Raw genomic sequence first — 15,324 nt, 5'->3', positions numbered from 1 at the left:
TATAGCAGGCGTCTTACATCGAATCAATCTCAATCATAAGCTGCTGACTTCAGCTTCCTGTTTGCTGCAGCTGTTGAGAAGGAAACCGACTTCTCCGTTCAATGAATACACGATTTTGTCAGCCCCCATCCCCCGATAAATCCCTTTAGGATGGCTCTGCTCTGTGATCACACACAGGGACTTGGATGTCCATGACCGGCAAATCTGCAGATAACGGCAGGTCAAGTTCAGACTATTTTCAAAAATAAATACATTCCCTACACTGCCCTGCGGCAAAAACCATTTTTCAGCCGCTGCCGTATTCATGCGGATCACATGTTCTACGCCAATCTGGCGAAGTTTGCGCTCCTCACCAGCACTATTCGTCAGAACGGCAAAAGGCATTTTTTTGTACATCAGCAATTTCACAAATTTACGTCCAGCTTCATTCGGAGCCGTCACCAAAATCATCTCTTTATCCATTGTTCGTTCCTCCCTTGGCGTGAAAAGACAACAAAAAAGAAGCGTGGGGGACCAAGGCCTCCGAAACGCTTCTTAAATAATCCATGACGAAAACGCCATGAACCAGCGTGCGGTTTGCTGCCTCTCCCTTTAACGCTTACGAGGTTAGCTGACGGATTCGGGCGCGAGAGTCGCCCTATTTCCGGCTGTCACCGGAAAATTCACCCCATGGATGTCTGCTGCTGTAATACAGCCCATCCTGTTGGTTCCCCCGTTTTCCACCCTTAATGAATGGAAACTCAGCGATTAAAACATCGTTCGTACATCTTGAATAAAGAACCGATCGATATTATCGTTTGTTTCGTTTTTCAGGTATAAATTTATTAAAATTCAAATTACGCTATGAATCATACACCTGTGCCATGATGATGTAAAGTGCGGCCAGATCACTGAATCGTCAGATTTCCGGCAATAATCTTCAATAATAACGCTTACAATGAGGTTATACGCTATCCAACTCTTCCAAGCTGTCTAATTCTCTGCCGCACAAAAATGGATCATCACATTTCACAACGATTTCAATCTTACGTCGATCTTACACACCAAGGATGGTCATAACAACGCAGAAGCCAAATAAGTTTTGCATTACTTAATTGCATAAAATATAATGAATGTATCTAGAACAAGATGATGGAGGCGATCCCTATGTCAGTTTATGATTACAAAGTAAACACCCTTCGCGGACAAGAGATTGAGATGTCCGAGTATCGCGGCAAAGTGTTGTTAATAGTAAATACAGCAAGTCAGTGTGGTCTCACACCTCAATTCAAGGGCCTGCAGGAGCTGCAGGATAAATTCCAGGATGCTCCGTTTGAAGTGCTTGGGTTCCCAAGCAATCAGTTTGCGCAGGAGAAAGGTTCCTCCGATGATATTGCCGAGTTCTGTCAGATGAATTACGGTGTCAGCTTCCCTATGTTTGAAAAAATTGACGTCAATGGCTCCAGCGCCCATCCACTTTTCCAACATATTACCAAAGAAGCACCCGGCCTGCTCGGCTCGAAAGCAATCAAATGGAACTTCACCAAATTCCTGGTTGACCAGAACGGGAAAGTAGTGAAACGATATGCTCCGCAGACGATACCAGACAAAATTCAAGAGGATATTGAGGCTTTGTTGAAATAAACTATATTTTATAAAATGAAAAAGCGATCCGAAACCAAAGAGCCAAGGCTCAGGCTTCAGGATGGCTTTTTTTCGCTGTACCCGCTTCAACTAGTTCAGAACGTTCCATTGAGCTGCGGAACTTCAGTTCTGATCAAAGAAAAGAAGCTTTCCATTATGGAAAGCTTCTCAGGTATCTCTTCATATAATGCGGTCGAGAGGACTCGAACCTCCACGGGCATACGCCCACTACCCCCTCAAGATAGCGTGTCTGCCATTCCACCACGACCGCATGTCGTAAATTATCGGCAACAGAATTGATTATACCGGAATCTTATTTAAAAGTAAAGCAATTATCTAGATTTTCTTGTGCAGCCTGAATATAACACTTCTTTTTATACAACTCAGCTTCCTTTCTCCTTTCATTTTTCATTTAACTGCTCAAATTCCATCTAACTGCGCAAATTTTTGTCATAACTCTGAAGTAAGCACATAACATTAATCTGATTGCGAAAAAGAGGCCACACGAAGACGGAGTAAATCCATCCGTTTTCGAAATAGGAACTTTAGAAGAATCAAATTATTTTATCACAAATAAGCTTGTGTAAGTTTATATAACACAAAATACTTACCAGGCCTATACAAACGTCTTTTTTTCTGTTAACTATTGACAAAACACCGATTATTATGTGAAAATATATATCATATAATTCGGATTTACACACAAATTTTCAAAAAAACCTTTATCAAGTTAGGAAAATTTACACAACTGTACACAGGAGGCGAAAGATCTTGAATCGTGGGAATAAGCTTCTCGATTACGCGAAACTGCTTGATCCCTCTGTGCAGGTTGGAGGGTTCTCCCATCTCTTCGGCATGAACACCCATATCAAGGAAGGCTCCATACGTACTGCCGAGGATATCGAATCGTTCATGCGATGCCAGCTTCACCCTAGTCTTGTGCGTCTTGAAGGCATGGCGATCAAAGGCATCTACACCGCAACAGATCATAAGGACACCTGGCGTGTCGCTTTGATCGACAAACTGGTCCATGTACAGCGCACACCCGCTGAACTTCGAGAACAAGCATCAGCTATAGGCAAACGTTTAATCAAACTCTCGCGCGCCCTGCATCCGTGGATTGACTTCAGCCCGCTTGAACAGATCTTCGCAAAATACAATTCCGTTGGCTGCCTCCCTACCGTTCACGCCTGGATTAACCACCACCTTGACATCCCCGTCGAAGAGGCGGTTCTCGGTTACCTGCATTCAGCCATGTATGCTTGTATATCCGAAGCCTCCAAAGTTATCCCTCTAACTGAAGAAGTCACCAAGGAACTGCTGGGTCGTCTGACCACAGACCTAGAGAAGGAATGGACGACCGTGAGCACCTCTTCTCCAGATGGACATATGCCCCCCGCATCCCTGTCTATGAAGCCCTTGTTCCCCAACTTTCACATGCTCGGGGCAGGCCTCCATGCTTACAGAGCATAACTCTCCCCGTTCCACCCTTCTATAAAAATGCATACAAAAAAACACGCCGCAATCCCCTTGCTGGCGTGTTTTTCACTTTTTTGCAAGCTTATAAAAACGTATTTACGTCATATTAATTCAAAAAATACACTTATTTCCGTATTTTTTAATTGTTAGATGACGTAAATACGTATATAATGGAAATCACAGCTCGCATTTCTATATATCTTACACCAATACAAGCTTGCTGAATACTATAATCCATTCAGGAGTGAACCATTTTGAACAAGAAAAAACCAGTCACTCCGTTCGGATGGGCTATCAAACGACGCCTAACCGAACTGCAGGTCGATCAGAAAACCTTCTGCGAACAGCATGGCATTCCACCCTATCGTCTGTCCAACCTTATCCACGGCACACGCAAAGCAACCAGATTCAGGCATTTGGTCGCTGATATTCTGGACATACCCGAGGAGCTGCGATAACCATTTTCATCAAAGGAGGATTTCTCTCGTGAGATATGTGACATCAGACCTCGAAAGCTTGTCTTTCCAATCGACCAACCATCAGCTGATTATCGTTGATCAGCATTGGATGATTCGGAGCTGCAACCGAGCCTGGGAACGCGGGTTTCATAGACCTTTTTCACACACAGCCCGCTGTCACAGGCATTACCTGCATTTGATGGAAGCCTGGGCGGCGCAGCAGAAAGATATCCTTCCGGCTACCACATTTGCACAAGATCTGAGACACAACGTCGTTCCGTTTAAGCAAACTCATACATACGACATCTCTGTGACCACCCCATATAATGAAGAGAGATGGTTTCGTGTAGAGCTCACTCCACTGTATGATGGACCCGCAATGGATACTGCCCTGGCTCTGGTAGCTCACACCGACATTACCGAACAGAAAAAAACAGAGCTTCAGCTAAGGCAAGCCCTGACTGAAGCACGCACATTATTCGGCCTATTGCCCATTTGCGCCGTCTGTAAACATATTAAAGACGAATCGGAGGAATGGAGCTCCGTCGAACATTATTTGGAGAAACACACCTCTGCCGAATTCACACATGATATCTGCCCTGAATGCATCCGCCGGCTGTATCCGAAATACTCCAACGTTCTCGATCAGCCTCATTAAACCTGTACAGCACAGGTCGCACCTCCTTACATTCAAAACCATTACAGCATGCGTACACTGGAGTCAGGCACGAAACAAACACGGATAGCCCGGACTGCATTATACAGACAGATGATATTCAAACTGCGATATATCCAGCTCATGCGGTGCTCCCTGCAGAGCCATAACCCCTCTGTCCATCACATAAATATAATCCGCCGCACTGCGCACAAAATCAATACTCTGCTCCACCAATAAAATTGAAATATCGCCCTGCATTTTCAGTTTGAGTATTACCTGTCTGATATCCTCAACGATGGAGGGCTGAATGCCTTCCGTCGGCTCATCCAGCAGCAGCAGGCCAGGACGGGACGCAAGCGCACGAGCAATGGCAAGCTGCTGCTGCTGCCCACCACTCAAGTCACCACCTTGACGTCCATACATGGAAGCAAGTACCGGAAACAGATCCAGCACATCCTCAGGGAACGATTGATTCCCGGAAGCATTCCTTTCCAGTCCAAGCAGCAGGTTCTCTTTCACCGTAAGCTGGGGGAAAATCTCCCTCCCTTGCGGCACATATCCTATTCCCGCCTTTGCCCGTTTAGCCGATTCGAGCGAAGCCAGTTCCTGATGGTTCCATTGAATACTGCCTTTACGTGTCCGAATCAGCCCCATCAAGGTTTTCATCAGCGTCGTTTTCCCCACGCCATTCCTTCCCATCAGACACGTCACTTGACCAGACTGCACTTCCAGATCCACACCACGCAGCACCCGGCTCTCCCCGTACCCTGACTCAACGTTCTGCAGCGTCAGCATTTGCCTTCCCCCTTTGGCCCAAATATACCTCAGCTACCCTTGGATCAGCCTGCACTTCAGCCATCGTGCCTTCCTTGAGCAGCTGTCCTTCGTGCATCACCGTCACCTTCGCTGCAAACTCCCTTACAAACTCCATGTCATGCTCCACAACAACGACCGAACGTTCGGCCGCAATATCCTGCAGCAGTCGTCCCGTCTTATAGGTTTCCTCATCCGTCATACCTGCGGCCGGTTCATCAAGCAGCAGCACCTGCGGCTCCTGAAGCAGCAGCATTCCGATCTCCAGCCACTGCTTCTCTCCATGAGACAGCGCACCTGCCCGCTCGTTGATTCGATCCTGCAGGCCCGTCTGAAGCATGACACGCTCGATTACCTCCCCCCTTTTGCCACGTCTATGGATTCCGATCGTTCGAAGGGGAGAACGCTTCGTCTCCGCCGCCAGCGTCAGATTCTCTTCCACCGTCAGGCTGGGGAATACGGAAGGCGCCTGAAACTTGCGACCCACTCCTTTACGAACAATCTGATGTTCTCTCAGCCTCGTCAGTTCTGTTCCGTCCACCAGCTTTACCGAACCGGATACCGGTTTGGTTTTGCCGCAAATCACATCCAGCATCGTCGTTTTCCCGGCACCATTAGGTCCGATCAAGAAATGCAGATCACGTTCAAACAGCTTCAGATTCATGCCTTTAACTGCAGTAAAACCACCAAAGGTCACCGTGACCTCCTCAGCGGCCAGTATCACCTGAGGCTCCAAAGATTTTTCGTTTTTCCGAAGCAGTCTGGACATGCGAACTCTCCCCTCTCCGACGTACCATATGGACGACATTTCGGTATACACCCACAATGCCATTCGGCATGAACAAAACAACGGTGACAAAAAGCCCACCAACCACGAACAGCCACCCCTCCGGATAAGCCTCACTTATCCCCGTTTTAGCCGCATTCAACATGAGAGTACCAATGACCGCGCCAATCAGGGTCCCGCGTCCCCCCAAGGCAACCCACAGCACCATCTCAATGGAAGGTACGATGCCCATCATGGATGGCGAGATAATGCCCACCTGCAGCACAAACAGCATGCCTGCTATTCCCGCAAGTGCACCCGACAAGGCAAAGGCAAGCGTTTTATAACCTGCGGGGTCAAACCCCAGAAATCGAACCCGATTTTCTCCATCACGCGCAGCTTCAAGCACCTGCCCAAAACGGCTGTTCACTATCCGGCGGCAGAACACATATGCGAGCACCAGAACAATAAGAGTGATATAGTACAGCACAATCGTGGTGCCCGCTGCATGAAGCTCAAACCCAAAAATCGTCTGGTAACCCGTTATCCCGTTTGTACCGCCCGTCCATTCCTGTTTGCCTACAAATAACGTCACCGTAATAAGAACAAGAGCTTGAGTCAGGATGGTAAAATACACCCCGGTAATTCGATTACGAAACGTGAACCACGCCAGCACAAAAGCAAGCATAGCGGGAATGGCAATGCCAAGGAAAATCGCTGCCGGGAATGAACGGAACGGCTCCCAGAACCACGGCAATCCACTGAGACCACTCCAGCCCATGAAATCCGGGATCGCTCCACCAGCTTGAAGCTTCAGATACATCGCCATAGCATAGCCGCCAAGACCAAAAAACACCCCGTGTCCAAGACTAAGCACGCCCCCGTATCCCCAGATCAGGTCAAGTCCAATTGCCAGAATGGCCAGCGCCAGAAACTTAGCTAACAAGCTGAGGCGAAATTCTGTAGAGACCAGTGGTGCAAGGCACATCAAAATCAGCACAATCGCCCAGATCACCCTCGTTTTCAAACTTCCCGCTCTAAGTAATGCCGGCATGGTCGAACCCCCTTCTCTTCTTCTGGTTAATCCAAGCTTCGCGTGCGAATAGCAACCAAGCCTCGAGGCTTCCATTGCAAAAATGCGACGATGCATACAAACACAAGCACTTTGCCGATTGATGCCGAAGTATATGTTTCGAAAAGCGTATTAAACATGCCGATGCCAAGTGCACCGCACACTGTACCCACTAATTTCCCCACTCCTCCAAGCACAACAACCATAAAGGCATCCACAATGTAGTATGTGCCCAGCGAAGGGCCAATCGGCCCGATCAGCGTTAAAGCACAGCCCGCAATGCCTGCAATACCTGAACCAATCGCAAACGTCATGCCATCCACCCGGCGCGTGGAGATCCCCAGACAGCCGGCCATGTTCCGATTCTGCATCACCGCCCTCATCCGTCTGCCGGAAGCCGTGCGATAGATGTAGAGGTACATGCACATCAGTACTGCGGCTACAAGCGCAAGGATAAACACTCGCTTATACGGAAAAATAATCCCCTCCGAAATCATCCATCCTCCATTCAGCCAGACAGGGCTGGATACACCCACATTTGGGGCCCCAAATATAGTGCGAGCCAACTGCTGCAGCATCATACCTACTCCCCAGGTGGCGAGCAAACTGTCCAGCGGCCTGCCATACAGATGCCTGATCAAAACCACTTCCAGCAGCCACCCGATCAAAGCGGCTGTACCAAATGCAAGAGGCAGCGCAGCCGCAAAATACATATCGAACCAGGACGCCGGAGCATATGACATAAACAGGTTTTGCGTCACATAAGTCGCATATGCGCCAATCATAATCAATTCGCCATGTGCCATATTGATAACATTCATCAAACCAAATGTGACCGCGAGTCCCAGAGCAATCAACAGCAGAATCGAGCTTATGCTGAGACCGTTGAATATTTGTAGAATAAACATCTCCACTGCAGACCCTCCCTTTGTCATTTTTTCGAATCAACGCTTTACTGTAATAGTGTGCAGGGGTGTACTATCTGCTCCCTTTCACCTCTAAGTCATGCATCCAGCCTTTCTCACACCCACCTACACCACTATTTATCACTCAGAGCAGCTCCCCACTCATATGTTTTCAAATATGGATCAGGCTTCACAGGCGAACCCGAATTCCATAATTCCTTGAATTGACCATCTTCCTGCACTTCACCGATACGCACCGTTTTGTAAATATGCTGATTTTCTCCATCCACCGTGACTTTGCCTTCCGGCGCATCCAGCTCAAGCCCTTTGGCAGCTTCCTTCACTTTCTCAACATCCGTTGATCCTGCCTTCTCTACAGCTGCTTTCCACAGGTAAACAGCCACATACCCAGCCTCAATCGGATCAGCCGTAACTCGGTCCGAACCATATTTCTCTTTATATTTCGCAACAAAATTGTTATTCTCAGGTGTTTCTGTTGTCTGGTAATAGTTCCACGAAGCAAGATGCCCCTTAAGCACGTCTGCTCCGATTCCGCGAATCTCTTCTTCAGCCACACTTACAGACAGCGTTGTAAGCTCATCTGAAGTGATCCCTGCATCCTTCAACTGCTTGAAGAAAGCAGCATTGCTATCCCCGTTTAACGTGTTATAGACGATATCCGGTTTGGCCGCTTTGATTTTACTGATGATTGTACTGTAGTCGGTATGTCCCAGCGGTGTATATTCCTCTCCCACAACTTCGCCACCCTCTGCTGCAAGCTGTGCTTTAATCACCTGATTCGCCGTCCTTGGGAAAACATAATCCGAACCGAGCAAATAAAACGTCCTGCCCCGGTTCTCCAGCAGCCAAGTTACCGACGGAACAATCTGCTGATTGGTCGCTGCACCGGTATAGAAAATATTAGGGGAGGATTCCAAACCTTCATACTGCACAGGGTAAAATAACAGACCCTTGTTTTGCTCAAACACCGGAAGCATCGCTTTTCTACTGGCTGAAGTCCATCCGCCAAATACAGCAGCCACCTTATCCTGCTGCAGCAGTTTCCCTGCCTTCTCGGCAAAAGTAGGCCAATCCGAGGCACCATCTTCAATGACCGGTTCAATGGGTTTGCCCAGAACACCACCCGCAGCGTTAATCTCTTCAATCGCGAGCATCTCTGCATCTTTGACCGAGACTTCACTAATGGCCATCGTACCGCTCAGGGAGTGAAGAATGCCAACCTTGATCGTTTCACCAGCCGCAGCTGCATTCCCCGCACCCTCAGAACCTTTAGCTCCAGGCGGAGCAGTACCTTCCACACATGCGGTTACCATCAGACATACACCGAGAAGCATACCCCATAATCGAAACGACCTCTTTTTCAATAGCCAACACTCCCTCTTTATCGTCTATTGACGAACATTAAGGCAAAAAATAATTAAAATGTTCGTTGAACCAAATTATGGAGTCAAGTGCTTTAAATGTCAATATACCTTACATAACTTTATCTTGAATATCTAAAACCTATACATACTTCTCTTGCAATCTAAAATAAATTGACTTATAGTCAATTTTTATGTAAGTATATATAACATAAATATGAATTATTTCTGCCTTCAGCACCTTCCTACGCAAAAAAAACCTCCATACTGTTTCCGAAGGGTCGGAACAGAAGAGGTTTTCATCTGCCTTATTTAAAGTAGGATCTCTGACAGTCTTAATAGGGCACCAACAAACAGGGAATTCCTGCTACCGTTCTTGTTGATCCGCATTCTTGTCACCACCATCATCACTGGGTTCAGATGGATAACGATATGCGCTGCCTTCTTTGCTTTCTTTCAATTTACGATAACGAGTGAACTCAATATATTCACTGATAAAAGCCTGTTCCGCAGCCGACAATTCACTTTCCTGGCAATCCAATTGCCGCAGCACGTTAAAAAAATAATCCTCCCGCTTTTCCCGCACAATCGCTTCTTTCGATAAACGCCCGATCATAAGCCAGTCCAGACTCACATCGAAAAACGAAGCAATTTCAATCAATTTATTCGTGCTTGGGATGGATTTCCCCCGCTTCCAGTCACCCAGATTACCTGTGCTGATCTTCAGCTGTTCACAGAATGCTTTCTTTGTCATTCCTTTTTCGGCAATCAGGTGTTCGATTCGCTCATAGATCGACTGCATGTATGAACCGCCTTCCAACCGTAATAATCAACTCATATGTCATATGATAGAATTATAGCATAATCTACACGTCAATAAATCTATCGGAAAATCTCCACTTTTCCCAGCGTATGAAGTGCAGATCGTCTCATGTTCACCTCTGGCCCACTCATGCTGCATCGCAAAAAAAACTCCGCTCTGTCATCGGAGGAATTCACTACAAATAGGGATCAATACCGTTATCCACAACCCAAACTATAAAACACATTACACGCTCTGCTGTTTCTCACCCTGTCTTATGGAGACATGAACAGAAGCGATGAATACGATCAGCTCTTGTTCCGTTCTGAATTATTCTGTTCTAACTCGTTCTCTTCACCCTGTTCGGATGGATAGCGAAAGCTGCCCTCTTTACTTTCCTTGAATCTGCGATAACGAGTGAACTCAATATATTCACTGATAAAAGACTGTTCTTCAGCCGACAATTCGTTTTCCTGGCAATCCAATTGCCGCAGCACGTCAAAAAAATAATCCTCCCGCTTTTCCCGCACAATCGCTTCTTTCGATAAACGCCCGATCATAAGCCAGTCCAGACTCACATCGAAAAACGAAGCAATTTCAATCAATTTGTTCGTGCTCGGGATGGATTTACCACGCTTCCAGTCACCCAGATTACCTGTGCTGATCTTCAGCTGTTCACAGAATGCTTTCTTTGTCATTCCTTTTTCGGCAATCAGGTGTTCAATTCGCTCATAGATTGACTGCATGCAGGAACCGCCTTCCATCCATAATAATCAACTCATATGTCATATGATAGAATTATAGCATAATATTCCTGAATGCTCAGCCTTTAAAATCCAGAACTCCCCAAGAGAAACCAACTCAGAACAGTCATATCTCAAGCCGAGCCGCGTGCTGTAATGATCGGCAGCTTCAAGACTGGAATCAAACCTTGCGTACTAAACCAGCCACGCTCCTTCCTAACCAACGCCTACCTTGTATATAACTTCAACATAAAAAGAAATATTTAAATTACATGCTCCGCTCTGGTACCTTTAACACCCAAAGATCCATACGTATAAAAAAAAAAATGAACATTCACAATTAATCATGAATGTCCACTTGCTGTTACTGCTGTGATGCGGTCGAGAGGACTCGAACCTCCACGGGTATACACCCACTACCCCCTCAAGATAGCGTGTCTGCCATTCCACCACGACCGCATATTAAATTGTAAATGGTGAGCCATGAAGGACTCGAACCTTCGACACCCTGATTAAAAGTCAGGTGCTCTACCAACTGAGCTAATGGCTCCTAATGTAACTCCACCTGATGTTATGCCATGCTTCATATTGATGTTACAGAGCAGTGACTTTTGAAGAAACTCTTATAAAAAGCGAATCTATACACAGTGAAGAAATAGGTATTGCTATGACCCGTAGGGGATTCGAACCCCTGTTACCTCCGTGAAAGGGAGGTGTCTTAACCCCTTGACCAACGGGCCTTGTAAACAAGTTGTCTTTCTTGGCGACAAGAATGAGTATACCATAGAAAAATAAAATAGTGCAACACTTTTTTTATTTTTTTATATTTCATTTTTTATGTTCCCATCTTTCTCATTTTATCAATCTAAATCACCTTGTCCTTATCCTGGCTTAGATCCAGCCTACACCGGCTTATTTCCCTCCTTTTACGATGTTCACTTTAATTCCAAAATCATAACCATGTTATCCCCATCCTCTGATTCTGTAAATTAAAGATTAAAAAACTTAAGAAAACTTATTTACACTTATAATATTGCAGATTACATTATGATTCCTTATAATTAAATGATAGTACAGCGCACGGTCATCCATAATAAAGGGAGGCTTTACGTTTGTTTCAAGAAGAACGCATGCAGCTCATTATAGAGCACCTACGCAAGCATAATCGCATTTCGGCTGAAGAGATCGTGTCTTTGTTCGATGTCTCGCGAGATACTGCACGCAGGGATCTGATTAAACTTGAAGAGCAGGAGGCCATCATTCGCACACGCGGCGGTGCTATTCTCCCCTCTCCACCACAAGAGTTCAAGACTTACCAAGACCGGCTCAAACATATTACTGAGGAAAAACGAGCCATAGGCAAATTGGCCGCTGCTCTCGTCCGTTCAGGTGAAACGATAATTTTGGATTCCTCCACGACAGTACAGAGCTGCGCAGAGAATCTGAACGGGAAATCCTGCACTGTCATTACCAATTCGTTATATTCTGCTGAACTGTTATCCAATCATACTGCAGTCCAGATTCGACTGCTCGGGGGCAAGCTGGATAAAGAGCAGCGTTATGTCTATGGAACACCTGTTATCGAGACACTGTCTCACTACTATGCAGATAAAGCCTTTATTGGGATCGGCGGCCTCACGATGGATGGATTCAGTGCATCCGAAGAGGAAGGCAAGATCAAACATCAAATGATGAAGTCTGCCAAAAATGTAATTGTACTTGCCGACCATTCCAAGATGGGCAAGCGATACGGTTTTCGTTTTGCAGACTGGTCACTCGTTAATGTGTTAATTACAGATCAATGGCCGGCTCAGGAGTGGCTGGATTTTTTGAAGGAACAAAAGGTTGAAATTCTGATTCCCGAACCAATACAAGACAAGGAGTTGTAAGAATATGAAATTGTTTGCTACCGATCTAGACGGAACATTGTTGAACCGAGACAGTCAGATCAGCCGGGAGAATGCGGAAGCTATTCAGAAGGCTCAAACGTCTGGAATGAAAGTAACGATTGCGACTGGACGTGTATATTCAGATGTTGTGGAGATCAGCCGCCAAGGTGGAATCAAAACCCCGATTATTGGCTCAAACGGCGCCACCATTCATGACGAGAACGGAGAACGGTTATTCCACCTTCCATTCGAACGCGAGACGGCTGCTTCTGTCATGAAGTGGCTGGAAGATCAGCATATTTACTATGAAGCTTCAACTCAGATGGGCATCTATGCCCCAATCAGCAGTCATGAAACTATGCTCGCGGAGTTGGAACGCGTACTTGGCTCAAGACCAGGGGAAGATGTAGAGCGCATGATCCGTTCGATCAAGAAACACTACAACAAAAAAGATTATCACCGCGTGACCAGCCATCTTGAAATTCCAGCCGATGCCTTCATCTATAACATTATGGCCTTCTCGATGAATCCCGACAAACTCCAACTGGGACGTGAATACTTCTCCTCCAGAACCGATGTCGCGATGGTTGTATCCTTCGAGCATAACTTCGAGATGCAGCACCCGGATGTCTCCAAAGGGAACGCACTCGCCAAACTGGCAGCACATTTCAATATTGCGATGAAAGACACCGCAGCGATCGGAGATAACTTTAATGACGTTTCCATGCTGCAAATGGCAGGGCTGAGTATCGCCATGGGTAATGCCGAACCTGAAATCCGCGCCCTGGCCAAAACGATAACACTTACGAATACGGAGCATGGCGTTGCTCATGCGATTCACAGCTTGCTGGAAGGCAAACCTATCGCTCCTGCGCAGGCCGAAACTACCGTTACCGAAGGGCTGTAAAAAGCCAATATAACGAAAACAAGTACAGTCTCTTCTACCGAGCCTGTGCTTGTTTTGTATACTGAACGAGTTGAACAGTATAATCCTCCATTGGATTCCTCTAACGCTCGGTCCGAAAATTTTCACCCCGTCTTTCCCCAAGTCCGTAATAATGCCGGAAATTATAAATTAACGGATGCCACCGCTCAGGATCAATCCTGTTGATCCCCGAGATCAGACGAGTATGGGCATGTACTTTTATGGCTTTCGCTTCTACAATCGCCATAAACGGGGTATGCTCCGGAATGCGTATATGCTGTACTGCAGCTTCGATCTGAAGCGGACATTCCGCGATTCTATCCGGTGCTGCGAGAACTGAACTTTGGGGCGTTAATCCAGCTGCGGCGAATTTATCACGGCAGAACGTGTAACCCACCTGTTTCTTAGCTTCCGGCACGGGAGAACTCCCCGTTGTCCGTCCTAGTGCCTCAACGTTCTCCCACAGCGAGACATCCGGCAGGTTAATAACACATTCGGAATGACGAAGGAGGTTTTCATAAGCTTTGCCCTGTGTGCCTATACCCAGCACGAGACAATCACCCAGTGCCCAGGATGATGATAGCGGAGAAAGATTCGTGGACCCGTCTTGATTTAATGTGCTGAGGATAATGACGGGTGTACCGTAGTATAAAATACTTGGATTAATCGTTTCGTGTTCATTCACCTGTGCCCATTCCGAAGTTCGTTTTGACTTGTTCTGCTGCTGTATATGGTTATTCATCTACATCGCCCCTGTTCGGATATTGAATTCCAAACCATTGTAATACATCATTAGTTCAGCTATCATCGAAGTATGAATGCATATCCGAATATCACTGTTATCGCTTCACTTATTGCCGACACAAGCCGCTCTATATTTCTCTCCTCCCTGCTGGATGGACGAGCGTTACCTGCAGGAGAGCTTGCCTATATGGCAGGGGTTAGTCCACAGACAGCAAGTAATCATCTCGCTAAACTCGTTAATGGAGGGCTTCTGCAGGTTGAACAGCAAGGTCGCCATCGCTATTACCGTCTTGCAAACCGGGACATTGCCGATCTGATTGAGAAAATGGCCGCCATTGCTCCACCGGTACAGATTCGCTCATTAAAACAATCCAATCAACTGCAGCAGTTAAGCTGTGCTCGTACCTGTTACGATCACCTGGCCGGAAAACTCGGAACTTCCCTCTGTGAAGCGCTGCTCAGAAAAGGGTATCTGGTTGAGCCGAAAGAAACCCATAATAAAGATTTTATAATGACAGAGAAAGGAAAGCAGTGGTTTGCCGAATTTGGTATTCAGTGTCAGTTAAAACCAGGATCACGCCGAGCCATTGCTCGTAAATGTCTGGATTGGAGCGAACGCCGTCACCACCTGTCCGGTTTGCTTGGTGAACAGTTTGTTCAGCGATTCCTTGCACTGGACTGGATTCGGCAAAAACCGGGTCATCGCTCTATCGAAATAACTGATGCCGGGAAGGCAGGTTTGTACGAAGTGTTGGATATTTCCATCTGAATGGAGTCCGCGCTGAAAAATCAAAAAAACCTCCATATAAAGATGATGAATTCATCCTTGTATGGAGGGTTTAACTGTGTTGTTAGAAACGCAAAGAGAGGGATACTCTCACTTCATTATGGACTGCGATGGATCGTTATCGAAGCTTACGCTCCGACGAACCTTTAGGGTTCTCATCCCTGGCATTGAAGTATTCTCAGAACGGAGAGAGAGGGATTCGAACCCTCGCACCGCTTACGCAGTCTAACCCCTTAGCAGAGGGTCCCCTTATAGCCACTTGGGTATCTCTCCAAGAA

General features: G+C 46.5%; 16 protein-coding genes, 5 tRNA genes and 1 riboswitch. Of the genes, 7 read left to right on the top strand and 14 right to left on the bottom strand.

Annotation, left to right across the window (positions count from 1 at the left end):
- Positions 1–33: 33 nt before the first annotated feature.
- Positions 34–462 (bottom strand): hypothetical protein, encoded by a 429-nt coding sequence (locus tag MKY97_RS06835; RefSeq protein WP_342554720.1) that lies wholly within the window; start codon positions 460–462, stop codon positions 34–36.
- A gap of 118 nt (positions 463–580) precedes the next feature.
- Positions 581–756, bottom strand: a riboswitch (cyclic di-AMP (ydaO/yuaA leader).
- A gap of 390 nt (positions 757–1,146) precedes the next feature.
- Here MKY97_RS06835 and MKY97_RS06830 point away from each other — a divergent pair.
- The gene (locus tag MKY97_RS06830) at positions 1,147–1,623 is read left to right on the top strand and encodes a glutathione peroxidase (RefSeq protein ID WP_342554719.1); all 477 of its coding nucleotides are present in this window, start codon (positions 1,147–1,149) and stop codon (positions 1,621–1,623) included.
- Between the two features lie 188 nt (positions 1,624–1,811).
- Here MKY97_RS06830 and MKY97_RS06825 read toward each other — a convergent pair.
- A tRNA-Leu gene (locus tag MKY97_RS06825) sits at positions 1,812–1,894 on the bottom strand.
- Between the two features lie 500 nt (positions 1,895–2,394).
- Between MKY97_RS06825 and MKY97_RS06820 the strand changes: the two genes are divergently transcribed.
- The 3 genes from MKY97_RS06820 (at position 2,395) to MKY97_RS06810 (ending at position 4,218) form a co-directional block, all read left to right on the top strand.
- A complete protein-coding gene (locus MKY97_RS06820; RefSeq protein ID WP_342554718.1) occupies positions 2,395–3,096 on the top strand; it encodes an urease accessory UreF family protein in 702 nt (233 codons plus the stop codon).
- 260 nt (positions 3,097–3,356) lie between these two features.
- Positions 3,357–3,560, top strand: a complete 204-nt coding sequence (locus MKY97_RS06815; protein ID WP_342554717.1) for an XRE family transcriptional regulator — start codon at positions 3,357–3,359, stop codon at positions 3,558–3,560.
- A 28-nt stretch (positions 3,561–3,588) separates the two neighbouring features.
- On the top strand, positions 3,589–4,218 hold the full coding sequence (locus tag MKY97_RS06810; protein ID WP_342554716.1) for a hypothetical protein: 630 nt from the start codon (positions 3,589–3,591) through the stop codon (positions 4,216–4,218).
- A gap of 99 nt (positions 4,219–4,317) precedes the next feature.
- Here the strand turns inward: MKY97_RS06810 and urtE are convergent, their stop codons facing one another.
- The 10 genes from urtE to MKY97_RS06760 all read right to left on the bottom strand — a co-directional run bounded on the left by urtE (position 4,318) and on the right by MKY97_RS06760 (position 11,441).
- Positions 4,318–5,013, bottom strand: coding sequence for an urea ABC transporter ATP-binding subunit UrtE (urtE, locus tag MKY97_RS06805; protein ID WP_342554715.1), 696 nt, complete (start codon positions 5,011–5,013; stop codon positions 4,318–4,320).
- Complete coding sequence (gene urtD, locus MKY97_RS06800; RefSeq protein ID WP_342554714.1) at positions 4,991–5,800, bottom strand: urea ABC transporter ATP-binding protein UrtD; 810 nt, start codon at positions 5,798–5,800, stop codon at positions 4,991–4,993. The genes urtE and urtD overlap by 23 nt, the downstream gene beginning before the upstream one ends.
- The gene (gene urtC / locus MKY97_RS06795) at positions 5,739–6,785 is read right to left on the bottom strand and encodes an urea ABC transporter permease subunit UrtC (protein ID WP_342556265.1); all 1,047 of its coding nucleotides are present in this window, start codon (positions 6,783–6,785) and stop codon (positions 5,739–5,741) included. The genes urtD and urtC overlap by 62 nt, the downstream gene beginning before the upstream one ends.
- A gap of 92 nt (positions 6,786–6,877) precedes the next feature.
- Positions 6,878–7,783 carry an urea ABC transporter permease subunit UrtB gene (urtB, locus tag MKY97_RS06790; RefSeq protein ID WP_342554713.1) on the bottom strand — a complete coding sequence of 302 codons (906 nt, stop codon included), beginning with the start codon at positions 7,781–7,783 and terminating at the stop codon, positions 6,878–6,880.
- 125 nt (positions 7,784–7,908) lie between these two features.
- Positions 7,909–9,159, bottom strand: a complete 1,251-nt coding sequence (gene urtA / locus MKY97_RS06785; RefSeq protein ID WP_342554712.1) for an urea ABC transporter substrate-binding protein — start codon at positions 9,157–9,159, stop codon at positions 7,909–7,911.
- A gap of 364 nt (positions 9,160–9,523) precedes the next feature.
- Positions 9,524–9,958: a helix-turn-helix transcriptional regulator gene (locus tag MKY97_RS06780; protein WP_342554711.1), complete on the bottom strand. Its 435-nt coding sequence runs from the start codon at positions 9,956–9,958 to the stop codon at positions 9,524–9,526.
- Between the two features lie 308 nt (positions 9,959–10,266).
- A complete protein-coding gene (locus MKY97_RS06775; protein ID WP_342554710.1) occupies positions 10,267–10,704 on the bottom strand; it encodes a helix-turn-helix domain-containing protein in 438 nt (145 codons plus the stop codon).
- Between the two features lie 373 nt (positions 10,705–11,077).
- A tRNA-Leu gene (locus MKY97_RS06770) sits at positions 11,078–11,160 on the bottom strand.
- Between the two features lie 15 nt (positions 11,161–11,175).
- A tRNA-Lys gene (locus MKY97_RS06765) sits at positions 11,176–11,251 on the bottom strand.
- A gap of 118 nt (positions 11,252–11,369) precedes the next feature.
- Positions 11,370–11,441, bottom strand: a tRNA-Glu gene (locus MKY97_RS06760).
- A gap of 372 nt (positions 11,442–11,813) precedes the next feature.
- Here MKY97_RS06760 and MKY97_RS06755 point away from each other — a divergent pair.
- Both MKY97_RS06755 and MKY97_RS06750 read left to right on the top strand, forming a co-directional pair.
- The gene (locus MKY97_RS06755; protein ID WP_342554709.1) at positions 11,814–12,590 is read left to right on the top strand and encodes a DeoR/GlpR family DNA-binding transcription regulator; all 777 of its coding nucleotides are present in this window, start codon (positions 11,814–11,816) and stop codon (positions 12,588–12,590) included.
- Positions 12,591–12,594: 4 nt separating this feature from the next.
- Positions 12,595–13,497, top strand: coding sequence for a Cof-type HAD-IIB family hydrolase (locus MKY97_RS06750; protein ID WP_342554708.1), 903 nt, complete (start codon positions 12,595–12,597; stop codon positions 13,495–13,497).
- A 100-nt stretch (positions 13,498–13,597) separates the two neighbouring features.
- Here MKY97_RS06750 and MKY97_RS06745 read toward each other — a convergent pair whose 3' ends face one another.
- The gene (locus MKY97_RS06745) at positions 13,598–14,257 is read right to left on the bottom strand and encodes a flavin reductase family protein (RefSeq protein WP_342554707.1); all 660 of its coding nucleotides are present in this window, start codon (positions 14,255–14,257) and stop codon (positions 13,598–13,600) included.
- 72 nt (positions 14,258–14,329) lie between these two features.
- On the opposite strand from MKY97_RS06745, the gene MKY97_RS06740 reads away from it, so the two are divergent.
- Positions 14,330–15,028: a helix-turn-helix transcriptional regulator gene (locus MKY97_RS06740; protein ID WP_342554706.1), complete on the top strand. Its 699-nt coding sequence runs from the start codon at positions 14,330–14,332 to the stop codon at positions 15,026–15,028.
- Between the two features lie 202 nt (positions 15,029–15,230).
- Here MKY97_RS06740 and MKY97_RS06735 read toward each other — a convergent pair.
- Positions 15,231–15,319, bottom strand: a tRNA-Ser gene (locus tag MKY97_RS06735).
- Positions 15,320–15,324: the final 5 nt, after the last annotated feature.

The sequence above is a fragment of the Paenibacillus sp. FSL R7-0652 genome, from assembly GCF_038595045.1.
Classification (GTDB): Bacteria; Bacillota; Bacilli; order Paenibacillales; family Paenibacillaceae; genus Paenibacillus.
The sequence above is the reverse complement of the archived record's forward strand: the minus strand, read 5'-3'. Positions and strand labels throughout refer to the sequence as shown.

What these genes read in the sequence shown, in the direction of transcription:
- MKY97_RS06835 (WP_342554720.1), bottom strand. Translation starts at nt 462, where the DNA reads ATGGATAAAGAGATGATTTTGGTGACGGCTCCGAATGAAGCTGGACGT.
- MKY97_RS06830 (WP_342554719.1), top strand. Translation starts at nt 1,147, where the DNA reads ATGTCAGTTTATGATTACAAAGTAAACACCCTTCGCGGACAAGAGATT.
- urtE (WP_342554715.1), bottom strand. Translation starts at nt 5,013, where the DNA reads ATGCTGACGCTGCAGAACGTTGAGTCAGGGTACGGGGAGAGCCGGGTG.
- urtD (WP_342554714.1), bottom strand. Translation starts at nt 5,800, where the DNA reads ATGTCCAGACTGCTTCGGAAAAACGAAAAATCTTTGGAGCCTCAGGTG.
- urtC (WP_342556265.1), bottom strand. Translation starts at nt 6,785, where the DNA reads ATGTGCCTTGCACCACTGGTCTCTACAGAATTTCGCCTCAGCTTGTTA.
- MKY97_RS06780 (WP_342554711.1), bottom strand. Translation starts at nt 9,958, where the DNA reads ATGCAGTCGATCTATGAGCGAATCGAACACCTGATTGCCGAAAAAGGA.
- MKY97_RS06775 (WP_342554710.1), bottom strand. Translation starts at nt 10,704, where the DNA reads ATGCAGTCAATCTATGAGCGAATTGAACACCTGATTGCCGAAAAAGGA.
- MKY97_RS06750 (WP_342554708.1), top strand. Translation starts at nt 12,595, where the DNA reads ATGAAATTGTTTGCTACCGATCTAGACGGAACATTGTTGAACCGAGAC.
- MKY97_RS06745 (WP_342554707.1), bottom strand. Translation starts at nt 14,257, where the DNA reads ATGAATAACCATATACAGCAGCAGAACAAGTCAAAACGAACTTCGGAA.
- MKY97_RS06740 (WP_342554706.1), top strand. Translation starts at nt 14,330, where the DNA reads ATGAATGCATATCCGAATATCACTGTTATCGCTTCACTTATTGCCGAC.